A 25,099-nucleotide genomic window follows, 5' to 3' on the forward strand; every position below is an offset into this window, starting at 1 on the left:
CTGCCGATGACGAGCGTAGGGAACGCAAGGCTGGCGGCGGCTGCCCGCGTCACGCCAGGTCCATCCTCTGCGATCGCCTGCATCACCTCGGCGAAGACGGGCGCGTTTTCGCGCGCGAAGAAGCCGAGCAGGGAAGCAAGATTGTCCGGCGCTTCGGTGCGAAAGCGGGCGGCCGTCGCGGACGCCGCGAAGATATCTCGCGCCTGCGATAAAGGACGGCTGCGGATGAGCTCCGCCACTTCCACGTAAGGGCGCATGTTTTGCGGCGCCGCCTCGAAAGCCCAGGCAGGGCGCACAAGCACGAGACCGGCGACCCGGTCCGGGTGCCGGACGGCAAGCTGCAAGGCAATGGCCGCACCCATCGAGATGCCGCCGGCGACGAAACGGTCGAGGCCGGCCGCATCCGCGGCGGCCAGCACATCATCGGCGAACATCGCGATCGAAAACGGGCGCTTGCTACCGGCGCCGGAACCGCCCTGCGCGCGGCATTCGACGGTCAGCCGACGGTATGAAGGACCATCGGGAAAGTTCTGCGCGACCTGCGCTGCGTCACCGCCGAGGCCATGCTGGAAGACGACGGGAAGCCTGCCCTGCCCCGTGTCGAAGACACGAAGCGCTGCATCGTCGCGAAGCAGGATCGTCGGGGCGACGCCCATCAGAGGAGCCTTCGCAGAAAGGCGGCGACATCGGGGGCTTCGTCGGCGGACAGGCCGTGGGTGACAAGCGGTCCGTCGAAGCCCGCTGCCTTTAGCCGTGCAACAAAATCAGGAAAATCGACAATGCCTTGTCCTGATGTGGCAAAGCGACCGTCACCATGACGGTCCTTGGCATGCGCCATGGCGATGTGGCCGGCGGCCTCGTCGATCGCGGCGGCAACGATAGCGCGCGCCTCGCCGGGCGTGGCGTGTTCGAACAGGTTTGCCGGATCGAGCACGATCTTCAGATGCTTCGATCCCATCTCGGCGATCAGCCGGGTCGCATCCCTGGCCGAGGTGACGATGTTGGCCTGCTCAGGCTCGATGCCGAGATCGACACCGGCACCTTCGGCCAGCGCCAGCGCCTTCGCCATCTCGGCGGCCATGTCGGACCAGGCGGCCGGATCGGCATTGTCGGGATGATAGGCCCACTGATCGGCGGCGTTGCGCGAGCCGGTGCAGAGCGTGACCAGCGGGATGCCGAGGGCAGCAGCAGCCTCGATGACAACGGCGAGGCGCCTGAGGCCGTCGTCGCGCACGGCTTTGTCGGGATGCGCCATGTTGTAGGTGCCCGACAGTGCTGCGAGTGAAACGCCGTTCGACTGCGCGGCGGCACGGACGGAGGCGATGGCGTCCGCCGGCACAGCATCCGGCATCGACGGCAGGCCGGCACAGGCCAGATTGAACTGCGTCGTCTCATACCCAGCTTGCCGCACCGCAACCAGCACGGCGGCCGGATCGGTGCCGGCAAAGGTCTTGGCGAAAATGCCGAGACGCATCACACCGCCCCCGACACCGAGGCGAGTTCGACTCGCTCGCCTGATTCCACCGAACGCGCGATGGCGACCATGGCGCGGATCGAGGCGATGCCGTCCTCGACATTGGCGCCACGCATCGGCGTGCCGTTCAGCACCGTGTCGGCAAGACCTTCCAACTGGCGGCGGAAGAAATGGCCATCGGCGCCGAGCGGCTTGTGGGCCGTGGCGGTCTTCTCGTGAAATATCTCCACCTCGCTGGCGCGGAAGTACCAAGGGTTGAATGTCCTGGCGATAACGGAGCCGTTCTCGCCATAGAGCTGAAAACCTTCGTGCCAGTCCATGCGCACGGCAACCGTCAGGTCGAGATGGCCGAGCGCGCCGCTGGCGAACTCGGTTTCGACGAACCAGCAATAGGCGCCGAATTTCTCATTGAGGCGGGCGCGCACGGCGACGATATCGCCGCACAGGAAACGCGCCGTGTCGACGAGATGCGAGCCATGGGCCAGCATGAAGTATTGCCTGAGATCGGCCTTGGGATTTCCGGCTGGCTTCCTGGCTAGCCTGCTGGTGACGGGCAGCGGCTGCACGGCATCGGTGTTGGTGTAGCGATGGGTGGAATCGCAGTACCAGGCCTTCAGCGCCAGCACTTCGCCGATCTCGTCGCGAACGAAGTCGCGCGCGGTCTCCAGTGCCGGATCGAAGCGCTTCATGTGGCCGACCTGCAGGATCTTGCCCGAGCGCCTGACCGCTTCGGCCAGCGCCTCGCCCTCCTCGACCGAGGTGCCGATCGGCTTTTCACAGAGAACATGCTTGCCGGCGTTGAGCGCCCTGATCGACATCGGCACATGATAGGCGTCCGACGTGGCGACGATCACCGCTTCCAGCTCGGGATCGGCGAGCATTGCCTCATAGTCGGAATACATTTTCTGCGGTTCGTAAGTGGCGCCCATGCGCGCAAGCAGATCGGGTGCCGCGTCGCAGATGGCGTAGAGGTCGGCATTGCCGGCTTTCACGCAGGATTCCAGATGCGCGAACTGCGCGATGGGGCCGCAGCCGAGCACGCCGACCCTGAGGCGTCTGTCCTGTTTCTTGATCATCGTCTCGTTCTTCAGGCGCCGTAGCTGCGCATAGTCTGGCGGTTGGTCTTGACCGCGCCGGCAGGATCGGCGGCGGCCGTTTCGGATTCTTCCTCCAGCACCAGCCAGCCGTTGAAGCGCGGTGCGGTGTTGGCGATCTCGATGACCGCAGCCGTGGCGCAGACGCCCTTGCCGAGCATGGCCCAGGTACCGTTGGCATCGACGTCCTTGAGGTGGATGTAGCGGATGCGGTCGCGGTAGGTGCGCAGTGTATCGGACATGTCCTTGTGGCCGCGCAGGATATGGCCGGTATCCGGTACCCAGCCGACCAGGTCGGGGTCGAGCAAGGCAAAGATCGTGTCGTAGTCGGCGCGGTCGAACAGCAGCGTGTTGTGGTGGGAGCTAGGATGCAGGGCAACCTGGACGCCGGCCTTGCGTCCGAGTTCGCCGGCCTTGTTGTAAACCTCGGCGGCGATGGCGAACTTATCCTCGCGCGGGCCGTCGGACACCACCGTGGCCGAGCCCATCGATACCAGCGCATTCGGGAAGGCGGCGGCGAAATCGATCCAGCGCTTGGCGGTTTCGAGGTCGGCGCCGATCTCCTCCTTCAGCGTAAAACCACTGTTCGAGCCAAAGGCGAAGGAAACCAGCGTCAGCCCCGACGCCTTCAGCGCGGCGGCGAACTCCTCCGGCTTGTCGCCATAATGTCCGATCATGGTGTCGGTGATCTCGATGCCGGCATAGCCACCGTCAGAGATCGCCTTCAGCAGATCGTCGGGGCCGCCGGTGAACCGGTCTCCCAGCATTTCCCAGGTGAAGGTCTGGCAGCCGACTTTGAGCTCTTTCACGTTCATCCTTTCATTCCTTGGTATCGCCCATTGCTTGATGCCACCCTGCGTCGCCGTGGGATGGACATCCTACTTGACGGAGCCCGCGGTCATGCCGGCGAGGAAGTACCTCTGGGCAACGAGGTAGATGAGCAAGAGCGGTAGCGAGCCGAGCACACTCATCGCCATCATCTGGTTCCATTCGAAGGCGTGCTGACCCATCAACAATTGGATGCCGATCGGGACGGTGCGCATGGACGTTGACTTCGTCAGTGTCAGCGCAAAGAGAAATTCGTTCCAGCACAACAGGAAGGTGTAGACCGACGTCGCCACGATGCCAGGCAGTGAAATCGGGACGATCACCCGCCAAAGCGCTGTCCAACTGGTGCCGCCATCGACGGCCACGGCTTCATCGAGATCGCGGGGCAAGGTGTTCAGATATCCCGTCATCAGCAGGATCGCGTAGGGCAGCGTAAACACCAGATAAGTCAGGATCAGTGCGACATAGGTGTCGAAGATGCCGTATGAGACGACGAGCCCGAAGAAGGGGATCAAAAGTGTGATCGGCGGAATCGTCTGCGTGCTGATGATGATTGTGTTCAGGATGCCCTTGCCGCGGAAGTTGAAGCGGCTGAACCCGTAGGCCGCCAGCAGGGCGATCAGCACCGTCAGCACAGTCACCGCTCCCGCCACGAAATAGCTATTGAAGAAGAAGCGCAGCTTTACCGGGTCGCCAAGGATGGCTGCATACGCTTCCAGCGTGAAGGCCTTTGGCAGGATGGTTGGTGGCAGGGCAAAGATTTCGGTATTCGATTTGAACGAGCTGCTCAGCATCCAGTAGATCGGAAATGCCGCGAAAAAGAGCCCCGCTGCAAGCGCTACATGGAGCGCGACGGTGATCAGCCTGTCTTTCGGCGTATGCCTTTTCCTCATGATGACTACCGAGCCTTCTGATAGCGAATATAGAACAGCGTCAGGCCGAGAGAGATCAGCAAGATGACCACAGCGCTGGCTGAAGCCTGCGACAGGTTGTAGCTCGAAAACGCCAGCTTGTAGGTGTAGGTGCTGAGGACCTCGGTCGAGTAGATCGGGCCACCGCCCGTCGTTATCCAGATTAATGGGAAGACCTGCATGGTCCAGATGAAGTCGAGCAGCGAGATGCTGATGATGATCGGCATCAGCTGCGGAATGGTGATGAAGATCAGCTTCTGGTAGGCTTTCGCCCCGTCGATATCGGCAGCCTCGTAGAAATCCTTGGGAATGCCCTGCAAACCCGCGAGCAGGCTGACCATGAAGAGCGGATAGCCCGCCCAGATGTTGGCAAAGGTGACGGCGTGCAGCGCGGTCTCAGGCGAGGAAAACCATTCGACCTTGGAACCGATGATGCCGATTTGCATGAGAATGCTATTCACGACACCGTTCGGCTCAAGCAGCAGGCGCCAGATCACGGCGATAATCACCGCGGTGAACAGCCAAGGCAGTATATAGAGCACGCGCAGGATATTGCGCAGCGTCGGATTGATGCGGTCGCTGTTCAGCATGAGCGCGAAGGCCATGCCGATGGTCATGTGGAAAATGACACTCATGCATGTGAAGTAGAGCGTGTGCCACAGCGAAGCCCAGAACACGGGGTCGTCGAAGATCGCCTGGTAGTGTTTCAGTCCGGCAAAGGATGGGTCACGACGCAGCACCGCGCTGTTCTGGAACGAGTAGCCAATCACCGTCACCATCGGCAGCAGCATCAGAAGCCCGATTATGAGCAGCGAGGGCGACAGATAGAGGTAGGGTGCGACCGCTCGTTTGAGCTTGTGGTGAGAGCGCTTTTGCCGGGTCATGTGCCAACCTTGGGATACGCCTTCAAGAGAAGGTAAGCTTCAAAAACAGGTCCACTCAAATTGCCGATCCGTTGTTGCCGGGTGGCCTGCCCGAAGTCAGGCCACCCGGTCGAAGTCAGCAAACGGGAACAGGCCGATCAGAATTTCGCCATCCAGCCCTTCTGAGCGGCGGCGGCTGCTTGTTCCGGAGACTGCTCGCCGGCGAGCATCTTTTGGGCTTGCACGTCGAACTGGGTCATCAGGTCTTCTGCCACCGGCAGGCCCGTGAACTCATTGGCGAGATAACCGGTCTTGAAGATTTCAAAAGCCTTGCCGAAAGCCTTGTCCGAGGTCACGAAATCGGGCTTGGCGTTGACGTTGCCCGGGAAGGCGTTTGCAAGCGATACGAGCTTGGCGTTCACCTTTTCACTCATCACATATTGGACGAGTTTCCAGGCCTCTTCCTGATGTTTCGAGGCAGCAGAGATGCCGATGCCCCAGGAGGCATAGGGAAGGCCGCGCTTGCCGGTATAGTTTTCCACGACCGGGACCGGGATGAGGTCGAAGTTCAGCTTGGGATTGCGCTTGCGGATGAGGTTCACATGCGCGAGCGAGTCGATCATCATCCCGACGCGGTTGTTGACGAACTCCTCGACCTTTTCCTGCTCGGTCTTGGTGGCGATGCCGGGCGAGATGGTGCCGGCGTCGTTGAGAGATTTGACGAAGGTGAGCATATCCACCACCGGTTTGCCCTCAAGGTCCGGCTTGCCGTTCGCCATCATCGACTGACCCGAAGCCCAAACCCACGACATCATGTCGTTCTGAACGCCGGATGGCGTTTGCAGCGACAGGGGCAGCACCCAGCCATACTGATTCTTGTCGGCGATCGTCATCTTCTTGGCGGCTTCGAGAAACTCCGCACGGGTCGACGGCAGCTTGGTCACGCCTGCCTGGGCAGCAAGGTCCAAATTCACGAAGACCGGATAGACGAAGGAAGCCACGGGAAACATCACCGCCTTGCCGTCCACCTTGACGATGTCCGCGACCTGGCTCTTGTCGAAACCGCTCGCATCCATCATCGGATTCATGTCGGCGAGTGCGCTCTGCGCATTCAGATTGTTCACCCAGGCACCGTCGAGACCGACGACGTCGCTGAGCGTTCCGGTTGCAGCACCAACCGAGATCTGGTCACGCGTGGTCGCGTAGGGGCCGCTGACCAGCGTCACTTTGATTCCGGGATTTGCGGCCTCGAAGTCATCCATGATTGCCCTGAGCGAGCCGGCCGGCAATTCGGGCTCCCACCATTGGGTGAATTCCAGCGTCGTATCCGCCATGGCGCCGGTTGCGCCAAGCAACCATGCGGCCGCGGCTATTTTCAGCATCGCGGGTTTAATGCGAAACGTCATTTTCTCCTCCTTCTTTATATTCGCCCGCACAATGCGGCCGATCGTCTGATTATTCAGAAGTCTTCTTACGCAGGCGCCTCACCCTCACCCGCGGGTCTTATCGCTGATATTCAGATTGCCAGATGCGTCTCCGGGTCGAAGAAATGGAGCTTGGTATCATCCAGGGCCAACCTGATTTCCGAGCCGGAGCGGACCGTGCTGGTCGGTTCGAATTTCGCCACCGCATTCGACGCCAGGCCGAAATCCTGCACCGCGTCAGGGTCGCCGGAGTCCACCCGGACCGCGTCGATGTCGAGATGGACGATTTGTTCGGATCCAAGTTCTTCGATCGAGGTCACCTTTGCCGGTATCGTCTGATACTTGCGGCCGGATTCGAGGCTGCTGTCATAGAGATCCTCCGGTCGTATGCCGAACACGACCTTGCGCCCCGCATACGACTTCAAGCCCGGCCTGCGCACGAAGGCTGCATCCTGCAGCCGAATGGCCAGGGCGCCGGACATCAGTTCGTCGCCCGTCAGGGTCGCCTCGAAAAGGTTCATCGAAGGAGACCCGATGAAGCCGGCAACGAAGGCGTTCACCGGCGATTCATAGAGTCTCTTGGGTGTGTCGACCTGCTGCAGCACGCCGCCTTTCAACACCGCGACCCTGTCGCCCATCGTCATGGCTTCGGTTTGGTCGTGGGTCACATATATGGTCGTTACGCCGAGTTGCTTTTGCAGACTGGTGATTTCGGCGCGCATTTGAACACGCAGTTTCGCGTCCAGATTGGAAAGCGGTTCGTCCATGAGAAAGGCTGCCGGCTCGCGCACCATGGCGCGGCCCATGGCAACCCTTTGACGCTGTCCGCCTGAAAGGTTCGCGGGTTTGCTGTCCAGCAGAGACGTCAGTTGAAGGGTTTTGGCGATCTCGTCCACGCGCTTTTTGCGCTCGGCCTTCGGCTTGCCTGCCAGCCGCATCGAAAAGCCGATGTTTTCGAACACCGTCATATGCGGGTAGAGGGCGTAGCTCTGGAAGACCATCGCGATGTCGCGGTCCTTGGGCGGCATGTCGACGACGTCGACACCGCCGATCCGAAGGCTGCCGCTGGTGACGTCCTCCAATCCCGCGATCATCCGCAGCGCGGTGGATTTGCCACAGCCGGACGGCCCGACGAGAATCAAGAACTCACCGTCCTTGACCGACAGGTTCAATTGGTCGATTGCGTGAAAATTGTTCCCGTATGTCTTGCAGATATTTTCAAGAACGACTTCTGCCATATTCCTCCCTCCACAAGTCTAAGCCACTGATTTTTATGATTGTCCTCGGCTTACGTTCACCTGCGAAATTTTTCCTCGGATAGCTAGGCTATGTTCCAGTATCGAGCCGCGCATATTTCAGTTCGACTGCCGACGGCGCGTTTGTCGATGCCAGGAGTTGCTTGACCTGGTCGTCGGTCGGAAGCGCCTCGCGCCCGCCCCGCCCCGTTATCGAAACGGCCGCCGCCGCGGCCGCGAATGCGACCCGGCCTGCGGTTTCGGCCCCGCGTGTCAATGCCAGGGCATAGGCGCCATGAAAGCAGTCACCGGCGCCGGTCGAGTCGACGACGGCAACCCGGTGCGGAGGCAGGTGCCAGAGCCCTGTCTCGTCGCGTCCGCGATAGAAGACGCCCCTGCCGCCATCCGTCAGAACCACGGCGGACCGCGACGGCAACCACAATGCATCGAGTATCTCGGCCGGCGACTGGCGGCCGGTGGCGGTCCGCGCGAAGCCGAGCGGAAGAATGAGATGGTCGCAGAGCCCGATCAGTCTCTCGGTGGCCGGGCCGTGGCTCCATTCGACATCGCCGAGGATCGCAAGGCCGAGATCGCGAGCCCGAGCCACGACATCCAGCGACCCGATCCCGTAACTGTCGACGATCAGGACTGTCGCGCGGCTGAGAACCTCATCCGGAAAGTCCGGCGCGGTGCCCAGCATCGCTTCGTCGTCATACGCGATGAATCGCTCCCCATCCGAACCGACGGTGATCCGCGAGCGCACCGGGCGCGCGTGCGGGTGGCGCGGCGCAAACGCGGTTTCAACGCCGCTCGCAACGAGATCGCACAACACGGCGTCGTCGGCGGCACTGCCCAGCCATCCGACGAACCCGGCGCTTCCGCCGAGCCGCGCGACGGCGGCAAGTGCCGTCGCGACATTTCCCCCGAAAGCTCGGGCACTTTGCAGAACCTTCCCCTTGCCCGCCGACAACGGCTGATCGACATAGACGATGTCGTCGATCGCAATAGCTCCGAAGCCGAGGATTGAAGGGACGGCGGGCATGGTTCAGGCACCCGCCTTCGCCAGGGCGTCTTGCGCCGAAAGGCCGTCATGGATGACGCCCCGAAAGGCGATCGCTGCCTTTTCCGGATCGCCGTGCCCCCAGAGATTGCGGCCCACCACGGCACCGCGCGCGCCGGCACGGATGGCGTCCGCCGTCTGCTGAAGGGCGCCGAGCAGCGTGTCGGTCTTCGGACCGCCGGCGATCACAACCGGCACCGGGCAGGTCCGAATAGTCTCTCGGAACGACTCGAAATCGCCCGTGTAACCGATCTTGATCACATCGACGCCGGACTCGTAGCCGATGCGTGCCGCATAGGCGATCTCGTCGGGGGTAAAGACGATTTTTGCCCCGTCGGTGAAATCGCGAGGGTAGATATGCGCCACCACCGGCATGCCGTAACGGGCCGCAGCGTTCACCGAATCGGTCAGCCAGCGTATGTATTTGCCCTCGGTCGCGCCGCGCACCGGAATGGCCACGGCCAACGCATCGGCGCCAGCGCGCACCGCATCCTCGGGCGTTGCAATCAGTTCACTGATGCGATCGTCTGGGGTAAAGCAGCCGGCCTGGATCACCAGGCAAGCCTTGCCCGCGTATTGCGGCCACAGATGGCGCGCGGTGCCGGGCTGGATGCTGACATAGTCGGGTTTGCCTACCATGACGCGTGCAAGGGCGCCCGGCAGATCGGCAAGACCTCCTTTGCGCACGTCGCCATAGCCGACAAAGTGGTCGACCGCGCCGCCAAAAAGATTCCCCGACGGATGTGAGAAGAGGCGCGCCAGGCGCACCTTGGTTCCGAGGCTCATGAGTCCTAAACTCTCCAATCGATTGATTTCAAAATCCTGCACCCAATGTTTGCGAAAGAAAAGACAAATGCAATCTTTCGAAAGCTTTCGAATTCGCATATTTTTGGTAGAGTGAACCGAGGCCAGGGTGATTGCTTGGCGGATGGAGGCAAGGACAGGGCAATGTTGTCAGAGCAGAGACGCCAATCGATCCTGGGTGAAGTGCAACGTAGCGGACAGGTCCGCATCAAGGACCTGTCAGACGATTTTGGCGTATCGGAAGTCACGGTGCGCTCCGACCTCGAGATACTGGACCGTAAGGGACTGCTGACCAAGACCCGCGGAGGCGCGGTGACCCGGACCACGGATTCGACCACGGCCGCGTTCGCCCGGCGGATGCAAACCAACCTCGATGCAAAGAAACGCATCGCCCGGGCAGCGGTAGAACTGTTCGAGGACAACCAATCGGTCATCTTCGACGGCGGCTCGACTTTGATGCAGGTTGCCATGCTGTTACCGCCGCTCAGCAATGTCGTGGTCGCGGCCACGGCGATGAATATCGTGCAGCATCTGATGCATCGGCCCGGGCTCGACGTTCACATGATCGGCGGCCGGGTCTATCCAGACACGGTGAGCACACTGATCACCGATGCCGACACGGCTCTCGGCGGCTTGGTAGCGCATCAGGTCTTTGTTGGAGCGCATGCGATCGACTCGTCGCTGGATGTGGTCGACGTGAACGAAGACATGGCGCGAACGAAGCGAAACCTCGTGCGCATGGCCCGGCGCGTTGTCCTCCTTGCGGATTCGAGCAAATGGGGCGTCAGCGGGACGTCCAAGGCCTTTTCGCTGTCGAGCGTCGATGTCGTGATCACCGACGATAGCCTGTCGGGTCCGATACGCAGCCAGCTTGATAGGACCGGGGCCAAGGTGATCTATGCCTGACCCCGTCGCGGTCCCTGGCTGCGACCGAGTATCCAATGCGCGCATAGCCCACAGGATTCGCATCGGCGGTCGGCCGGTTTTCATGTCTGTCATTTTTCTCCTCCCAAGGCTGGCGGCCTCCCGATATCGCACCAGCATTTTCGCATGTTGTATAAAAATTTTACGCGCGTCAATATTTAAAACGTTGTATAGCCTTTTGCGAAAGCGATCCGCCTAACGGCTGGGCGGAACCGGCAGGCCATGAGCGCATTGGGAGGCAGGATCGAAAATGCACGGGACATCAAAGACCAAACTCGGGATCGGCGTCATCGGATGCGGCAACATCTCGATGACTTACCTGCGCAACGCCGGGCTTTTTGGCGGGATCGAATTGCGCGCCTGTGCCGATATTTCGGCCGACATGGCAGCAGTGCGAGCGAAGGAATATGGTATCCAGGCACTCGGCGTCGACGCGTTGCTGGCCGACCCGGAGATCGATCTTGTCCTCAACCTGACCATTCCGGCGGCGCATTTCGATATTTCGTTTGCCGCGCTTTCGGCCGGCAAGCACGTCTTCACCGAAAAGCCGCTCGCCACCTCGGCCGCCGACGGACAACGCCTGGTCAACGAGGCGCGGTCGCGCGGCCTGCTGCTCGGCTCGGCGCCCGACACGTTCCTCGGTGCTGCCGGGCGCCGTGCGCGCCGGTTGATGGACGAGGGCGCCATCGGCCGTCCGGTGACCGGCACCGCCTTCATGATGGGCCGCGGCATGGAGCACTGGCACCCCAACCCGCAATTCTACTACCAGCCAGGCGGTGGCCCCGTGTTCGACATGGGTCCGTACTATCTGACCATGCTGGTCAATCTGCTCGGCCCGGTCGAGCGCGTCATGGCAATGGCGACACGCGGCCAGGAAGAAAGGCTGATATCAGCCGATGGGCCATTCAAGAACACGACATTCAAGGTCGGCACGCCAACCAACGTTTTGTCGCTGCTTGAATTCCGCTCCGGCGCGACCGTCACCTTCGGCGCCTCGTGGGATGTCTTTCGCCACTCCAACCACCCGATCGAACTGCACGGCACGGAGGGCTCGCTGCGCCTGCCCGACCCCGACACGTTCGGCGGCACGGTGTCGCTGTCGGAGCGCGGCACCGACTGGCAGGATTTCGCCAGCGAGGGCGATCTCTACGGCGCCCGCAACTGGCCTTATGCCGCGCCCGACCGCGCCAATTACCGCATGCTCGGCGTCGCCGATCTGGTGCGCTCGCTTCAAACCGGCAGCACCCCACGGGCCTCCGGCAGCCTCGCGCTGCATGTACTGGAGATCATGGAGGCTATCCTGCGCTCCGGTGAAACACAGGGATCAGTCGCCATCGCGGGCGATGTCGTGCAGCCGGCCCTGCTGACCGAGGAAGAGGCGAGCAGCCTGCTGGCCTGAGGACATGACCATGACGCTCGATCCGGATGCGCTGCGCGTCCTCGAAATTGGTCGTGCAGCCGGCGGCGAGCCATTCGAGACCGGCAGCGTGGCGGCGGCGCGAACTGCCTACAACGCCTCGTTCCCGACGTTACAGGGTGAGCACGAGCCGGTCGCTGCGACCCAGGAACGGCAGATCGACGGGACGAATGGGCCTATAGCGCTCCGCATCCATCGCGGCATCGGCGCACCGCAAAGCGGGGCACCGGCGCTGCTCTACCTGCATGGCGGCGGCTGGGTCATCGGCAACCTCGATTCGCATGACGAGATCTGCCGCCTGATGGCCAATCTCGGCGGCGCCGTCATTGTCTGTCCCGATTATCGCCTGGCGCCAGAGCACAAATTTCCCGCCGGGCTCGAGGATTGCCTGGCGACACTGCGCTTCATAGCGGGGAATGCCGCCGGTCTCGGCATCGACATCAGACGCATCGGCGTTGCCGGCGACAGCGCCGGCGGCAATCTCGCCACGGTGCTGGCGCTGCTTGCCCGCGATGGGCTTGCGCCTCAGCTTGCGGCGCAACTCCTGATCTATCCCAACACCGACGCGCGGCAGGCATCGAATAGCTACCAGCGTTTCGGCGACGGCTTCGGGCTCACCGCAACCACCATGGCATGGTTCCGCGACCACTATGTGCGAACGCCCGAGGACATCATGGACTGGCGCGTCTCGCCCTTGCTGGCGCCTGCCCTCGCCGGCGCGGCGCCGGCTTTTGTGGCGCTTGCCGGCCGCGACATCCTCGCCGACGAAGGGGCAGCCTATGCGGCGCGCCTGCAAGCCGCGGGCGTGCCGGTGATCCTCCGGCAGTGGCCGGGCCAGATCCATGGCTTCGTCTCAATGGGACGCCATATTCCCGCTGCCCGGCAAGCGGTGGCCGAGGCGGTGGCTGCCTGGCGCCACTTCGAGAAGGTCGCTGACGATCAGGCCGACTGACGCATCACCAGGGTGGCGCCGAGCTTGACAGTGCGGGCCAGGCCTTGCTTCGGCGGATCGGCCTCGTCCAGCAGAGCCAGCAGTATCTCGACGCTGCGGCCGGCCATGGCGGTGAAATCCTGCGCCATGGTGGTCAGCGCCGGGCAGGTGTAGCGGCTCAGCGGATGATCGTCGTGTGCTGCAACCCGCAGATCGCAATCGGGTCTGCGGCCGACCTTCAGGCCGCGCGAGAACGCAGCCGCCATCACGCCAAAGGCGAGGCGATCATTGGCGCACAGGATGGTGCGGCCGGGCAAGGCGCCGGCCTGCAGCATTTTTTCCGTCTGCTCGTAGCCGATGCGTTCGAAGTCCCAGGTGTAATCGCGGGTGCCTTCGATGACGACCGGCTTGAACCCGGCGGTCTCCATCGCGACGATGTAGCTTTCCTGGCGTTCGCCGGAGTTGTGGTTGACGTGTGGGATGTCGAGATAGACCGGCGGCTCACCCGAACGGCAGAGATAGTCGACGATGGTCGAGACGCTCTGCCGGTTGTCATTGCCGACGAACGGCGTATCGCCCTCGATATAGGTGTCGAAATAGACAATCGGAATATCCTGCCCGAGCTTGTCGAAGACGCCGCGGTCGGAAGCCAGACCCAGTGGGGCGATGATCGCGCCGGCGACCTTCAGGGACAGCAGCGTCCTGACCGACTCCGCCTCCAGCTTCGGCGAACCATGCGAGGAGATGACGATCGGCCAGTAGCCTTCGTCGCGGCAGCGAAATTCGATGCGGCTGACCATCTCGGCGTAGAACGGATCGGTGATCGTCGGCACGACGATGCCGATGTTGCGGGTGCGCTTGCGGTTGAGATTTCGGGCGAAAAGGTTGGGCTGATAGTCCGAGGAGCGCAGGGCGGCTTCGATGCGCGCCCGCGTCGCCGGCTTCACGCTCGCCGGATCGTCGAAATATTTGGACAGCGTCGGCCGGGACACGCCGCATGCCTGGGCGAAGTCATCCATCGTGCGGTGCGTCTTCTCCGCCATCGATATATTCCTGATCCCCTGCCATGATCGGCCCGCCCCCAGTCATGCGGCCGTTGACCGGATGCGACAATCCTGGATGGAACTTATTCAGTCAATTTTCACAGTTACCAATAGAACCCAGAAATATTGCATGCGTCAAATTATTCGTTAACGTTTCAAAGCTGAGGCGGCTCGCCGCCGTTTTTTCCCGCCAAACGCTTTCGGATAGCGCTGTTTCGTCGACTTGATCGTCAGTTCGACGATCGAGGGCCGCAGAAGCTTGCCGCTCGCTCTCGGCTCCGGGCCTGCTTGCCAAATGCCGCCATGCCGCCCATACAGCTGGGCAATCGCCCACCCCGTCCGCGCCTCACCTGCCAGGGATACTCTCCAATGTCCGCGACGCCGTGGTCAAAGCCGTGACGGACCACTCCATGCCATCGCTTGCCGGCCTGGGCTGGACGGATTTTTTTGGCGACCAGCTCGAACCCGGCGACGCCGATCTTATCCCGACGCGGATCGCCACCGTCCACCGCGATCGCCTGACCGGCCTGTCCCAGGCAGGGCCGGTCGATCTGACACTGCCGGCGCAGGCGAACACCGGTGACTATGCGGTCGGCGACTGGGTACTGGTCGATGGGCATGAACACCTTGTGCAGCGCCGCCTGGTCCGCAAGACGGTGCTGGAGCGCCGCACCCAGGGCGGCAGGGTGCCGCAGCTTGCCGCGGCCAATGTCGACACGCTGTTCATCGTCACCTCGTGCAATGCCGACTTCAATCCCGCCCGGCTCGAGCGTTATCTGGCGCTCGCCAATGAGGCCGGAACGACGCCTGTGATCCTGCTGACCAAGGCCGATACCGCTGAAGACGCCGAGACATATGCAAGGCAGGCTGCCGCGTTGCAGCGTGGATTGCCGGTCGTGACGCTGAACCCCCGGACATCGGATGCGGCAACCATCCTGGCTGCCTGGTGCGGTGTCGGCCAGACGGTGGCGCTGATCGGCTCCTCCGGCGTCGGCAAATCGACGCTGGTCAACACGCTGGCCGGATCGGGGCAGCAATCGCCGCAGCAGACCGGAGGCATTCGCGAGCACGATGCCAAGGGACGCCACACCACCACGTCGCGATCGCTGCACGCCATTGCCGGCGGCGGCTGGGTGATCGATACGCCGGGCATGCGGACTTTGCAGGTCAGTGACGTCGCCTCCGGCATCGACACGCTGTTTGCCGAAATCACCGAACTCGCGCCACTGTGCAAGTTCCGCGACTGCACGCATGTGCATGAGCCGGGCTGCGCTGTGCAGGCTGCCTTGAAGGCCGGAACGCTCGATCCGGAGCGCCTTGCCCGCTGGCGAAAACTGTCCGACGAAAACCAGAACAACACGCCGGCTCAGAGCGGACCCCGCGGAGCCAAGTCTCCCGGCGGTCGCGGCAAGAGGCGTTGAACGGCCGAGGCTGAACTGGCTTCAGAGCCGCGCCGTCCCGAAAACGCGATCCCAGAACGCCGACGTCACACCGAAATTGGCCGCTTCGTCGATGTGGTGATGGACCGCGTGGCGACGCTTGAGCGTGTAGAGATAGCTCGGATGCGCGGGATGCCAGTGATGGATCATGTGGTGGATGCTGATGTACCAGAGGTACCCCAGCATCAACCCGCAGCTTACCGCGCTCGCGGTTGCTAAATCCGAGATCATCCATACCGGCAGGAACGCGACCAGCGCATGCACCCCGAGGCTGAGCCAGGTCGGCGTGCCCACCGAACTGCGCTCCTCGACATGGTGACGGTCGTGCAGGTCCTTGATGTAGGGAATGTGGTGAAGAACGAACCTGTGCAGCACATACTCGATCAGCGTCCAGAGGCCGAGACAGGCGAGGACCGTGCCTATCCAGCCCGGCGCACCCTCTTCGCCGGCCTCGAGCAGCCCAGCCACTGCCAGCACGGCGATTACCAGCGGATACACGACGAAGTCGCTGTAGTAGCCAATAAGACCGAGTTGCATCGTCACCTAGCCTTCGAGCCGCCAAATAGGCGATGGTATCAGATTGCCGGACTCGCGGGTGAGGTGCAATGCAGCCGCGCCTGACATAGCGTCGCAATCCCCTGGTGCAAGGTTCGCGTCAACGATTCAAGGACCATCGGCAGGCTGCCAGCTTCGCAAACGGACATACAAAAATGGCAAAACGCAGTGCGGGATTGCTGATCTATCGCCGCAGCGACGACGATCTCAGGGTGTTGCTGGTTCACCCGGGCGGACCCTTCTGGGCGAAGAAGGACGATGGTGCCTGGTCGATACCGAAGGGCCTCGTCGGCGAGGACGAGGATGAGTTGACGGCAGCGCAACGCGAGACCGAGGAAGAGCTTGGCGTCAAGGTCGATGGATACTTCACTCGTCTCGGCGACTACAGGCAACCGGGCGGCAAGATCGTCTCGGCCTGGTCCGTCGAGGCGACCATCGACATCGATGTGACCTCCATCAAGAGCAACAGCTTCACCATGGAATGGCCGCCAAGGTCGGGATCCCTGAAGGAGTTCCCGGAGGTCGACAGAGCGGGCTGGTTCACCTTGCCCGAGGCCGAGGTGAAAATCCTCAAGGGGCAGCGCCCGATGCTTTTGGATCTTGCCAGGCAGCAAGGCGCGGGATGATCCGCAGCCCTCAATAAGGCAGGCCGACATAGTTCTCGGCGAGCGCGGTCGATGCGGCGCGCGAGTGCATGAGGTAGTCGAGTTCGGCCTCCTGGATGCGTTGGCCGAAATCGCCGGTGTCGGGAAAACGGTGCAGCATCGTCGTCATCCACCAGGAAAAGCGCACCGCCTTCCAGACCCGTGCCAGCGCCTTGCCGGAATAGGCATCGATGCCATCATGTGACTTCTCGACGTAGAAGTCGCGCAAACCTGCGAAGAGATAGCGCACGTCGCTGGCGGCGAGGTTGAGCCCTTTCGCCCCGGTCGGCGGTACGATATGGGCGGCGTCGCCAACCAGGAACATCCTGCCGAAGCGCATTGGCTCGGCAACGAAGGAGCGCAGCGGCGCGATCGATTTCTCGAAGGATGGGCCGGTGACGACATTTGCCGCCGTCTGCTCCGGCAAGCGGCGGCGCAACTCGTCCCAGAAGCGCTCATCCGACCACGCCTCCACGCGATCGTCCTGCGGGCACTGCACATAGTAGCGGCTGCGATGCGTCGAGCGCATCGAGCACAGCGCAAAACCCCGCTCGTGATTGGCGTAGACCAGTTCGCGGTCGGCTGGCGGCACCTCGGCCAGCACGCCGAGCCAGCCGAACGGATACTGCCGCTCGAAGATTTTTAGGGTACGCTCGGGCACCGATTTGCGGCTGACGCCATGATAACCGTCGCAGCCGGCAACGAAGTCGCAGTCGATGCGATGCGTGACGCCATCCTTGTCATAGGTGGCGAAAGGCGCGGTGCCGTCGAAATCGTGCAGAGCGACATTTGCCGCCTCGTAGATCGTGGTCAGCCCTGCCGCGTCGCGCTTGTCCATCAAATCGTGCATGACCTCGGTCTGGCCATAGACGGTGACATGCCTGCCGCCGGTCAGCGCCTCGAGGTCGATGCGATGCAAGCGTCCGTCGAAGGCGAGCGAGATGCCAGTATGCGGCAGCCCTTCGGCATGCAGCCTTGCCGCCGCGCCGGCCTGTTCCAGCAATTCGACGGTGCCCTGTTCGAGCACCCCTGCCCGCACGCGGCCAAGCACGCGCTCGCGGCTCGCACGTTCAAGAATGACCGTCTCGACGCCGATGCCGGCCAGCAGTTGCCCAAGCAGCAACCCGGACGGCCCGGACCCGATGACGACGATTTGCGTGCGCATCAGTGGCCGAGACTTTCGACCTGTGCGGCCAGTTCGGCGGCAAGGCGCAGCGACGCTGCCGTTGCGACGACCATTTGCGGCAGCAATAGCCACTCCAGCGTCCATGCAGCACCCGACCGCTCCTGCTCATGCACGAGCGCGTGATGCAGGCCGGCAAGCTGCGTGGCGTTGAAGCGGGCAAGCGCCACCAGCGCTTCGGCCTTCACCGGGTTCTGCTTGTGAGGCATGGTAGACGAGCCGCCACCGCCGGAAAGTTTGATCTCGGTTCCATCTTGCGCCATCAGAGCGATGTCCTGGCCGAATTTGCCGAGGCTGCCGGTCAGCAGCGATAACCAACCGGCAAAATCAGCGAGCGCGTCGCGCTGGTTCTGCCATTGCGGTGCGTCGCCAAGACCAAGCCTGACGGCCAGGGCTGCGCGCACCGCTTTCCCTTTGTCGCCTAGTTTTTCCAGTGTGCCGGCGGCACCGCCGAACTGCACCACCAGCAGGCATCTCGACTGTTCCGGCAGCTTTTCCTGGTGCCGTTGCAGCGGCCCCTGCCACGCTGCCACACGATCATGCACTTTGATCTGAATCGCCTTCTGCATACGCGTCATGCCGGTCAGCGCCCTGCCGCCAAAACGCTCTTCGAGCGAGGCGAGGCGCATGACGGTTTCGGTCAACAGCAGATCGAGATGCTCGACGACGGGTTTCAGCCGAAGCATCAGGCCCGTGTCGACGACGTCTTGGCTGGTCGCGCCGAAATGCACTTTCTGGCCATGCGGTTCGCCGACCGCCGCCCTGATCTGGCGCACCAACTCCGGCACCATGACGCCGTCTTTGGCGACCCCGGCTCGCAGCAGAGCCGTGTTCGGCCGGAACGTGCCAAGCGCCGCCACGATCGCTGCCTCGGCATCTTTGGAGATTATCCCGTTATCGGCCTCCGCTTGCGACAGCGCCTGTTCAAAGGCCAACATGGCCTCGATTTCCGCCTCGACGGAAAAATGCCTCGCCGCTTCTTCGTCGCCGAGAAGAGCGGAGAGCAGCGGATGGTCGAAAGGCGATACAGTCATGTCACAGGCCTCCTGAGCATCAGCTGTCGAAGAAGACCGTTTCCTTCTCCCCCTGGAGATGGACGTCGAAGACATACATATCGCCTTGGCGCTCGGCGATCAGCGTCGGCACGCGAAGGCGGTGCTCGACCCGCGCAAAGATCGGATCTTCAGCATTGGCCTTTTCCTCATCGGAAAAATACAGTCTTGTGTGCAGGCCGAGATTGATGCCGCGGGCGACGATCCAGAGCGTGATATGCGGCGCCATCAGGCGACCATCGTTGAACGGGACGCGGCCAGGCTTGATCGTCTCGAACGCACACAGGCCGGTGTCCATGTCGGTCGGGCAACGGCCCCAGCCGAAGAAGTTGGGATCGGCCGTGCCGCGCGGTTCTGCCGGCGAATTGTAGAGCCCGTCGGCATCCGCCTGCCAGATCTCGATCAGCGCATCCTTGAGCGGCGTGCCGGTGCCGTCGAGCACCCGGATGCGCAGGCCGATGCGCTCGCCCTTGGTCTTGTCGTTGACCATGGTCGCGCCGAGGTCGGTCGGGTAGACGCCGCCGATGCCACCGAAATTGGGCGTCAGCCCGATATGAACGTAGGGTCCGGCGGTCTGCGAGGGGCTCTCCCTGAGCCGGTCGAGCGACTGGGCCATCAATTGCCCTCCAGCCTGTTTTCGAACCGCGACGCGCGGCGCCCGCGCAGAACGATGTCGAACTTGTAGGCGCGCGCGTCGAAGGGGATCGTCGCTTGCATGTCGAGCGTTGCGATCAGCGTCTCAATGGCCGCCTTGTCGGGGATGCCGCGCACGATCGGGCAGCGCCAGATCAGCGGATCGCCCTCGAAATACATTTGCGTGATCAGCCGCTGCGCAAAGCCGTGGCCAAAGACAGAGAAATGGATGTGCGAAGGCCGCCAGTCGTTCGGCCCGTTCGGCCAGGGATAGGGACCGGGCTTGACGGTACGAAACGCATAGAAGCCATCCTCGCCTGTAATAGTTCGGCCACAACCGCCAAAATTCGGATCGAGTGGCGCCAGATAGCCATCCCTCTTATGGCGATAGCGGCCACCGGCATTGGCCTGCCAGAACTCAAGCAGCGCGCCGGGCACGCCAACGCCGCGTTCGTCGAGCACCCGCCCATAGACGAGGATGCGCTCACCGAGCGCGCTCTCGCCGGGCCTGGCGAAATTGTGGATCAGGTCGGCGTCGAGTTCGCCGAGCATGGCGTGACCGAAGACCGGGCCTGCAATCTCCGATAGCGTGTTGTCGAACGACAGCGGCGCCTTTTGCGGTGAGCGCAGCACCGAGGTTTTATAGTTCGGCGTCAGAGCCGGCGGATGCCATGTCCGGTCGCGCTGGAAGAAGGCGCCGGTCTCGGGCCTCCGGGTCGAGCCGGACTCAGCGGGCATTCTGGCTCTCGTCCATTTCCGAAAACACCTCCTTGGCGATCTTGAAGGCACGGTTGGCGGCCGGCACGCCGGCATAGATGGCGACATGCAGGAACGCCTCGCAGATGTCGTCGCGCGACGCACCGGTGTTGGCGGTGGCGCGCACATGCATGGCGACCTCCTCATCATGGCCGAGTGCGGCCAGCAGCGCCAGCGTGACGATCGAACGCTCACGCTTGGTGAAGCCCGGCCGCGCCCACACGGTTCCCCAGGCAGCCTCGGTGATCAGCTCCTGGAAAGGCTGGTCGAAATCGGTGGCGGCGATTTCGGCCCGGTCGACATGCCGGTCGCCGAGTACCGAGCGCCGCACCGCAAGCCCCTTGCGATATCTGGCTGCGTCGCCGGGGGCTTCATCCATGGGTTGCTGTCCCAGGGGCAAGCGACGCGATAAAACTGCGGATCAGGGCGACCAGCGCTTCAGGTTGTTCGACGCAAGGAATGTGTCCGGCGTCGCGGATGATCTCGAAGCGCGCGGCGGGGATCAGCTCGGCCAGCGAGCGGACGAGATCGGGCGGCGTCGAGCCATCCTGGTCGCCCCCGACACAGAGTGTCGGCACCGCGATGCGGCGTGCGGCATCGGTGAAATCGGCATCGCGAACGGCAGCGCAGGTCCCGATGTAACCGGCGAGCGCTTGCCTGGTCATCATGTTCCTATAGCCGTCGAGCTCGGCCACACGCGCTGCGTGGAAGGCGGGGGTGAACCACATTTTGAGCACGCCATCGGCAATCGCCTGGATGCCCTTGCTTTCGACCGTTGCGATGCGTGTGTTCCAGCTGTCCGTCGTGCCGATCTTGTGCGCCGTGTCGCAAAGGATCAGGCCTTCGACGATTTCAGGTCGCCTGGCATAGAGCCCCTGCGCGATCATGCCGCCGACCGACAGGCCGCACAGCACGACTTTGCTCAATTCGAAATGATCGATGAGGGCCGAGAGATCATCGACATGATCGTCGATCGACCTGATGTCGCCGATGTCGGACAGCCCGTGACCGCGCTTGTCATAGACCAGCAGCGGCATTTCACCATCGAGCGCCGAGACAATTTCGTCCCAGATCCGGAAGTCGGTGCCCAGTGAATTGATGAATATGATAGGGCGCGCATTGCCGCTCGCCTTGATGTGGCGATGGTGCAGCGTGATGCCGCCGATGGTGAGGAATGGCACGGTTTCGGTCCTCCGCCCCCACATTGCACAAGGCGTTTGGTTCGGTAAAATGATATTTTGCGTCGTTTCATTAACTCATGGGTTATTAATTCATGTCCGAGAGCCGGATCCGGTTCCGCCATTTGCAGGCATTCCTGGAGGTCGCGCGGCAGGGAAGCGTGGCACGAGCGGCTGACTTGCTGCATGTCAGCCCGCCGGCAGTGACCAAGACATTGCGCGAGCTGGAAGGGGCGCTGGGGGTTGCGGTGGTCGAGCGCGACGGCCGTGGCATCCGACTGACGCGCATTGGCGAGATCTTTCTTCGCCATGCCGGAACGGCGATCACGGCACTCAAGCAAGGCGTCGATTCTGTCCGCCAGGACGGAGCGGTCAGCCGGCACCCGATCCGCATCGGTGCGCTGCCGACAGTGTCGGCGCGGGTGATACCGCTCGCCATGGGCCTGTTCCTCGAGGAGGACACAGGTGCGGCGATCAAGATCGTCACCGGCGAGAACGCCGTGCTGCTCGAACAGTTGCGCACCGGAGCGCTCGATCTCGTCGTCGGAAGGCTGGCGGCGCCGGAAAACATGACCGGCTTCTTCTTCGAGCACCTCTATTCTGAACCGGTGCTGTTCGTGGTGCGAGCCGGACATCCGCTGCTCGATCCGGGACAGGATGTGTTCGCACGGCTCGACGAATTCCCGATGCTGATGCCGACGCGGGAATCGGTCATCCGCCCCTTCGTCGACCGCCTGTTCATCACCAACGGCATGACGGCGCCGGCAACCGAGATCGAAACCGTTTCAGACTCCTTCGGCCGCGCCTTCCTGCGGCAAAGCAATGCCGTCTGGATCATTTCGGCTGGCGTCGTTGCCAATGAACTCGGCAGCGGCGCCTTCGTCGCCCTGCCGGTCAACACCGAGGAAACCAAGGGACCGGTCGGCCTGACCATGCGGACCGACACCGCGCCCTCGCCGGCCTTTTCCATCCTGCTGCAGACCATCCGCGAAGCGGCAAGGCAAAGCGGCTGATGCGTCAGGCTGTGCGGGATCGTCATCGGCAGAAGGCAGTCGGGTCGAGGTCGAAGACCCGTCCCGGATTGAGGATGTTTCTCGGGTCAAGCGCTGAGCGACGTCGTCCGTGTCCGTCGGCAATGTAAAACAGGACAATCGTCCTGTATCGATCACGATGGATCGTGATCGATACCGGAGAGTTGTCTTACTGAAGCTTGGCTTGCAGCGCGTTGACATCGTCGGTGGTCATTTCACCGTCCGTTGCCACCTTGCCGTCGACGATCTTCCACAGGCGGAACGGGCCGGTGATGTCGCCATATTTGTCGAAGGCGACAGGGCCGATGACACCTTCATAGCGGATCGGCTTGCCGTCCTTGATCAGGCCGAGCGCCTTGGCGAACTCTTCCTTGCCGGCAAAGATCGGCGTGCCGGCCGGATCGACGGCCTTGTACATCGCATCCTTGATCTTGGCCGGATCCTCAGAACCGGCAATGGCGATGGCCAGACCAACAATCGCGCCGGCGTCATAGGAGCGGTCGGCCGCCGGATTGGTCGGTTCGATGCCGGAGAATTCCTTGTAGTTCTTGGTGAAATACTCCGTCGAGGCCGTCGGGCTGGTGCCGGAGGACGTGCCGTAGGCTTCCTTCAGATAGTCGGCGCCGACGGACTCGATGAAATCAGGGCTGTTCATGCCGTCATTGAGCAGGAATTTCTGCACGCCGCCCTGCGAGATCCAGGTACGGGCGACCGTAGCGCCGTCGACCGGCGTGCTGACGAGGTAAAGACCGTCCGGTTCGCCGGCCATTGCCGCCGTGACTTCCGAGGCATAGCTCGACTGCTTCTCATTGTAGGGCGTGTCGGAGACGATGGTGCCGCCGAGCGCTTTGTAGGCACGTGAGAATTCGGCCACCATGTTGACGCCGAAATCGTTGTTGACATGGATGATCGACAGCTTCTTGAAACCCTTGTCGACGGCGTATTTGGCGGCGGCGACGCCCTGCAGCGCATCCGAGGTGATGGTGCGGAAGAAGATGCCGTTGGTCTTGCCGTCGCGGCCGAGCGCGGTCAGCGTCGGCGAGGACGAAGCCGGCGAGACCTGGACGATCTTGGCTGGTGCGGTGACCGAAGTCAGGATCGGGATCGACACCGAGGAGATGATGCCGCCGATGATGACCGGCACCTTCTTGACCTGAACCAGCTGGGTGGCGGCGTCAACGGCGACGTTGCCCTGGCTCTGGCTGTCGCGCGTGTCGGTGACGAGATCGCAGCCGCGCACACCGCCGGCTCCGTTGATGTCGCGGAAGGCCATCTCGACCGACTTGGCGCCGGCCTGGCCGTATTCGCCGGCCGGGCCGGTCAGCTCCATGACGAGGCCGACGGTGATCTTGCAATCGGCGGCTTGCGCAGCACCCGCCATCGTGACGAGGGCGAGCGCGGTGGTGAGTTGGAGTATCGTCTTTGTCATTGTTGTTCCCCTTTCGTTACTCGACTGTATTTGAATTCTGGAGCCTGTTCAGCGTTCCGGCACCTGCAGCCAGGTCTCATGCAGATGTCGCCATTCAACGCCGTTGGGCGCCGATGAACTGGTGGTGAAGACGGCACTGGACTGGCGGCGGCTGTGCTTGCCTGCGCGCAGCTGCGCTTCGACATAGAGGACGACGATGGTATCGGCGTCCTGCCAGCCGGGCCGGATGTCCTCGATCGAAATGGCAAAACCATCGTCGCAGGAAGCGCGGCTTGCGCGGACATGATCGATGACCGCTTCGCGGTCGAGGATCTGCCCGTCCGGCGCCACCATGCTGAGGTCTTTGCCCATGGCGCGTTCGAAGCGGCCGAAGTCCACCGTGTTGGCGCGCGCAGCGACGAACCAGTCGACGAAGAAGCGGTGCAGGTCGATGATTTCGGCGCTGGCGCGTGAAAACAGGGAGGGCTCGTCGCTCATTTCTTCCCCGCATTGAGGTTGTAGTGCATGATCGAGCCGTGACGGCCGTGACGGTCGCGCTCCAGCGTGTAGACGTCGCCCTCGAGACCGGTGCCTTGCGCGATGACAGCGGCAATCCGCGCCCGGTCTTCGGCGTCGAGCGCAACGTCCATGATCTTTGCATTGGCCAGCGCATGCGCCTGGTTGCGGGCGCCGACGATGACGGCCGCCACTTGCGGCTGCTCCAGCACCCAGGCGCTGGCGATGGTGGCGATGTCGACGCCGTGGCGGTCGCCAACGGCCTTCAGCGCCTGAAGCAGGTGCTGGAAAAGGCCCCAGCCGCCGAAATCGTCGATGATCAGCTTGTATTTCACCAGCGAGCGGTTTTCGAGCGGCGTGGCCGGTTCGGCCACGCCGAGCCATTTGTCGCTGAGAAAGCCGCCGGCCACCGAGCCATAGCAGAGGAAGCTGACGCCGTGTTTGGCGGCGAGGTTCGCCAAGCTGTTGCCAGGCCGCTGGTCGAGCACCGAATATTGCAGCTGCTGGCTGACCAGCGGTATGCCGGCGGCAAGGATTTCAGCCAGGCGCGGCGTGTCGAAATTGGTGGTGCCGAGATTGCGCACCTTGCCTTCAAGCCGAAGCTCGTCGAGCCAGCCCATCGCCTCGACATAGCGAGGCTGGTCATAATCCCACCAGGGGAACTGAACGAGATCGAGCCGCTCGGTCTTCAGCCGC

Annotated in this window: 27 protein-coding genes; 6 read left to right on the forward strand and 21 right to left on the reverse strand. The window is 62.7% G+C overall.

Annotated features, from left to right (window positions below; genetic code table 11):
• The 10 genes from EN939_RS00825 to EN939_RS00870 form a co-directional block, all read right to left on the reverse strand.
• The coding region (locus EN939_RS00825) for an alpha/beta fold hydrolase (protein ID WP_164750858.1) at positions 1 to 656 on the reverse strand (656 nt) is incomplete at its 3' end.
• Positions 656 to 1,474: a sugar phosphate isomerase/epimerase family protein gene (locus tag EN939_RS00830; protein ID WP_127266564.1), complete on the reverse strand. Its 819-nt coding sequence runs from the start codon at positions 1,472 to 1,474 to the stop codon at positions 656 to 658. The genes EN939_RS00830 and EN939_RS00825, both read right to left, overlap by 1 nt.
• Positions 1,474 to 2,550 (reverse strand): Gfo/Idh/MocA family protein, encoded by a 1,077-nt coding sequence (locus EN939_RS00835; RefSeq protein ID WP_127266565.1) that lies wholly within the window; start codon positions 2,548 to 2,550, stop codon positions 1,474 to 1,476. The genes EN939_RS00830 and EN939_RS00835 overlap by 1 nt, the downstream gene beginning before the upstream one ends.
• An 11-nt stretch (positions 2,551 to 2,561) precedes the next feature.
• Complete coding sequence (locus EN939_RS00840) at positions 2,562 to 3,383, reverse strand: sugar phosphate isomerase/epimerase family protein (RefSeq protein WP_127266566.1); 822 nt, start codon at positions 3,381 to 3,383, stop codon at positions 2,562 to 2,564.
• A gap of 63 nt (positions 3,384 to 3,446) precedes the next feature.
• Entirely contained in the window at positions 3,447 to 4,289 is an 843-nt protein-coding gene (locus EN939_RS00845; protein ID WP_127266567.1) for a carbohydrate ABC transporter permease, read from the reverse strand.
• Between the two features lie 5 nt (positions 4,290 to 4,294).
• The gene (locus tag EN939_RS00850; protein WP_023808791.1) at positions 4,295 to 5,191 is read right to left on the reverse strand and encodes a carbohydrate ABC transporter permease; all 897 of its coding nucleotides are present in this window, start codon (positions 5,189 to 5,191) and stop codon (positions 4,295 to 4,297) included.
• Between the two features lie 137 nt (positions 5,192 to 5,328).
• Complete coding sequence (locus tag EN939_RS00855) at positions 5,329 to 6,576, reverse strand: ABC transporter substrate-binding protein (protein WP_127266568.1); 1,248 nt, start codon at positions 6,574 to 6,576, stop codon at positions 5,329 to 5,331.
• A 110-nt stretch (positions 6,577 to 6,686) separates the two neighbouring features.
• Positions 6,687 to 7,832 carry an ABC transporter ATP-binding protein gene (locus EN939_RS00860; protein WP_127266569.1) on the reverse strand — a complete coding sequence of 382 codons (1,146 nt, stop codon included), beginning with the start codon at positions 7,830 to 7,832 and terminating at the stop codon, positions 6,687 to 6,689.
• Positions 7,833 to 7,920: 88 nt separating this feature from the next.
• A complete protein-coding gene (locus tag EN939_RS00865) occupies positions 7,921 to 8,871 on the reverse strand; it encodes a PfkB family carbohydrate kinase (RefSeq protein WP_127266570.1) in 951 nt (316 codons plus the stop codon).
• Positions 8,872 to 8,874: 3 nt separating this feature from the next.
• The gene (locus EN939_RS00870) at positions 8,875 to 9,675 is read right to left on the reverse strand and encodes a class I fructose-bisphosphate aldolase (RefSeq protein ID WP_127266571.1); all 801 of its coding nucleotides are present in this window, start codon (positions 9,673 to 9,675) and stop codon (positions 8,875 to 8,877) included.
• A 162-nt stretch (positions 9,676 to 9,837) separates the two neighbouring features.
• Between EN939_RS00870 and EN939_RS00875 the strand changes: the two genes are divergently transcribed.
• The 3 genes from EN939_RS00875 (at position 9,838) to EN939_RS00885 (ending at position 12,986) form a co-directional block, all read left to right on the forward strand.
• Positions 9,838 to 10,599, forward strand: a complete 762-nt coding sequence (locus EN939_RS00875; RefSeq protein ID WP_127266572.1) for a DeoR/GlpR family DNA-binding transcription regulator — start codon at positions 9,838 to 9,840, stop codon at positions 10,597 to 10,599.
• Between the two features lie 268 nt (positions 10,600 to 10,867).
• A complete protein-coding gene (locus EN939_RS00880) occupies positions 10,868 to 12,016 on the forward strand; it encodes a Gfo/Idh/MocA family protein (RefSeq protein WP_127266573.1) in 1,149 nt (382 codons plus the stop codon).
• A 10-nt stretch (positions 12,017 to 12,026) separates the two neighbouring features.
• On the forward strand, positions 12,027 to 12,986 hold the full coding sequence (locus tag EN939_RS00885) for an alpha/beta hydrolase (protein WP_127266574.1): 960 nt from the start codon (positions 12,027 to 12,029) through the stop codon (positions 12,984 to 12,986).
• Here EN939_RS00885 and EN939_RS00890 read toward each other — a convergent pair.
• Positions 12,974 to 14,008: a LacI family DNA-binding transcriptional regulator gene (locus EN939_RS00890; protein WP_127266575.1), complete on the reverse strand. Its 1,035-nt coding sequence runs from the start codon at positions 14,006 to 14,008 to the stop codon at positions 12,974 to 12,976. The two genes, EN939_RS00885 and EN939_RS00890, sit on opposite strands and share 13 nt — an antisense overlap.
• A gap of 410 nt (positions 14,009 to 14,418) precedes the next feature.
• On the opposite strand from EN939_RS00890, the gene rsgA reads away from it, so the two are divergent.
• Entirely contained in the window at positions 14,419 to 15,429 is a 1,011-nt protein-coding gene (gene rsgA / locus EN939_RS00895; RefSeq protein WP_164748644.1) for a ribosome small subunit-dependent GTPase A, read from the forward strand.
• Positions 15,430 to 15,450: 21 nt separating this feature from the next.
• Here the strand turns inward: rsgA and EN939_RS00900 are convergent, their stop codons facing one another.
• Positions 15,451 to 15,984: a sterol desaturase family protein gene (locus EN939_RS00900; protein ID WP_127266577.1), complete on the reverse strand. Its 534-nt coding sequence runs from the start codon at positions 15,982 to 15,984 to the stop codon at positions 15,451 to 15,453.
• A gap of 173 nt (positions 15,985 to 16,157) precedes the next feature.
• Between EN939_RS00900 and EN939_RS00905 the strand changes: the two genes are divergently transcribed.
• Positions 16,158 to 16,628: an NUDIX domain-containing protein gene (locus tag EN939_RS00905; RefSeq protein ID WP_127266578.1), complete on the forward strand. Its 471-nt coding sequence runs from the start codon at positions 16,158 to 16,160 to the stop codon at positions 16,626 to 16,628.
• Between the two features lie 10 nt (positions 16,629 to 16,638).
• Here EN939_RS00905 and pobA read toward each other — a convergent pair whose 3' ends face one another.
• Genes pobA through pcaD form a run of 6 tightly spaced genes read right to left on the reverse strand, consistent with a single transcriptional unit; the run spans position 16,639 to position 21,451 of the window.
• Positions 16,639 to 17,811 carry a 4-hydroxybenzoate 3-monooxygenase gene (gene pobA, locus EN939_RS00910; RefSeq protein WP_127266579.1) on the reverse strand — a complete coding sequence of 391 codons (1,173 nt, stop codon included), beginning with the start codon at positions 17,809 to 17,811 and terminating at the stop codon, positions 16,639 to 16,641.
• Positions 17,811 to 18,863, reverse strand: a complete 1,053-nt coding sequence (locus tag EN939_RS00915; protein WP_127266580.1) for a 3-carboxy-cis,cis-muconate cycloisomerase — start codon at positions 18,861 to 18,863, stop codon at positions 17,811 to 17,813. The genes pobA and EN939_RS00915 overlap by 1 nt, the downstream gene beginning before the upstream one ends.
• Before the next feature lie 19 nt (positions 18,864 to 18,882).
• Positions 18,883 to 19,497, reverse strand: a complete 615-nt coding sequence (gene pcaG / locus EN939_RS00920) for a protocatechuate 3,4-dioxygenase subunit alpha (protein ID WP_127266581.1) — start codon at positions 19,495 to 19,497, stop codon at positions 18,883 to 18,885.
• A complete protein-coding gene (pcaH, locus tag EN939_RS00925; RefSeq protein WP_127266582.1) occupies positions 19,497 to 20,252 on the reverse strand; it encodes a protocatechuate 3,4-dioxygenase subunit beta in 756 nt (251 codons plus the stop codon). The genes pcaG and pcaH overlap by 1 nt, the downstream gene beginning before the upstream one ends.
• Positions 20,242 to 20,649, reverse strand: coding sequence for a 4-carboxymuconolactone decarboxylase (gene pcaC, locus EN939_RS00930; RefSeq protein WP_127266583.1), 408 nt, complete (start codon positions 20,647 to 20,649; stop codon positions 20,242 to 20,244). The genes pcaH and pcaC overlap by 11 nt, the downstream gene beginning before the upstream one ends.
• Complete coding sequence (pcaD, locus tag EN939_RS00935) at positions 20,642 to 21,451, reverse strand: 3-oxoadipate enol-lactonase (RefSeq protein ID WP_127266584.1); 810 nt, start codon at positions 21,449 to 21,451, stop codon at positions 20,642 to 20,644. Before pcaD ends, pcaC begins: the two co-directional genes overlap by 8 nt.
• A gap of 92 nt (positions 21,452 to 21,543) precedes the next feature.
• On the opposite strand from pcaD, the gene pcaQ reads away from it, so the two are divergent.
• On the forward strand, positions 21,544 to 22,461 hold the full coding sequence (pcaQ, locus tag EN939_RS00940) for a pca operon transcription factor PcaQ (protein ID WP_127266585.1): 918 nt from the start codon (positions 21,544 to 21,546) through the stop codon (positions 22,459 to 22,461).
• 187 nt (positions 22,462 to 22,648) lie between these two features.
• On the opposite strand, the gene EN939_RS00945 is transcribed toward pcaQ, so the two are convergent.
• The 3 genes from EN939_RS00945 to EN939_RS00955 form a co-directional block, all read right to left on the reverse strand.
• Positions 22,649 to 23,908, reverse strand: a complete 1,260-nt coding sequence (locus EN939_RS00945) for an ABC transporter substrate-binding protein (RefSeq protein ID WP_127266586.1) — start codon at positions 23,906 to 23,908, stop codon at positions 22,649 to 22,651.
• A gap of 48 nt (positions 23,909 to 23,956) precedes the next feature.
• A complete protein-coding gene (locus EN939_RS00950) occupies positions 23,957 to 24,385 on the reverse strand; it encodes a DUF4440 domain-containing protein (RefSeq protein WP_127266587.1) in 429 nt (142 codons plus the stop codon).
• Positions 24,382 to 25,099 (reverse strand): aldo/keto reductase (locus tag EN939_RS00955; RefSeq protein WP_164750859.1); only part of this gene is annotated, 718 nt, incomplete at its 5' end. The genes EN939_RS00955 and EN939_RS00950, both read right to left, overlap by 4 nt.

Origin of the sequence: Mesorhizobium sp. M7A.F.Ca.CA.002.05.1.1, assembly GCF_003998335.1 — a bacterium.
Classification (GTDB): Bacteria; Pseudomonadota; Alphaproteobacteria; order Rhizobiales; family Rhizobiaceae; genus Mesorhizobium.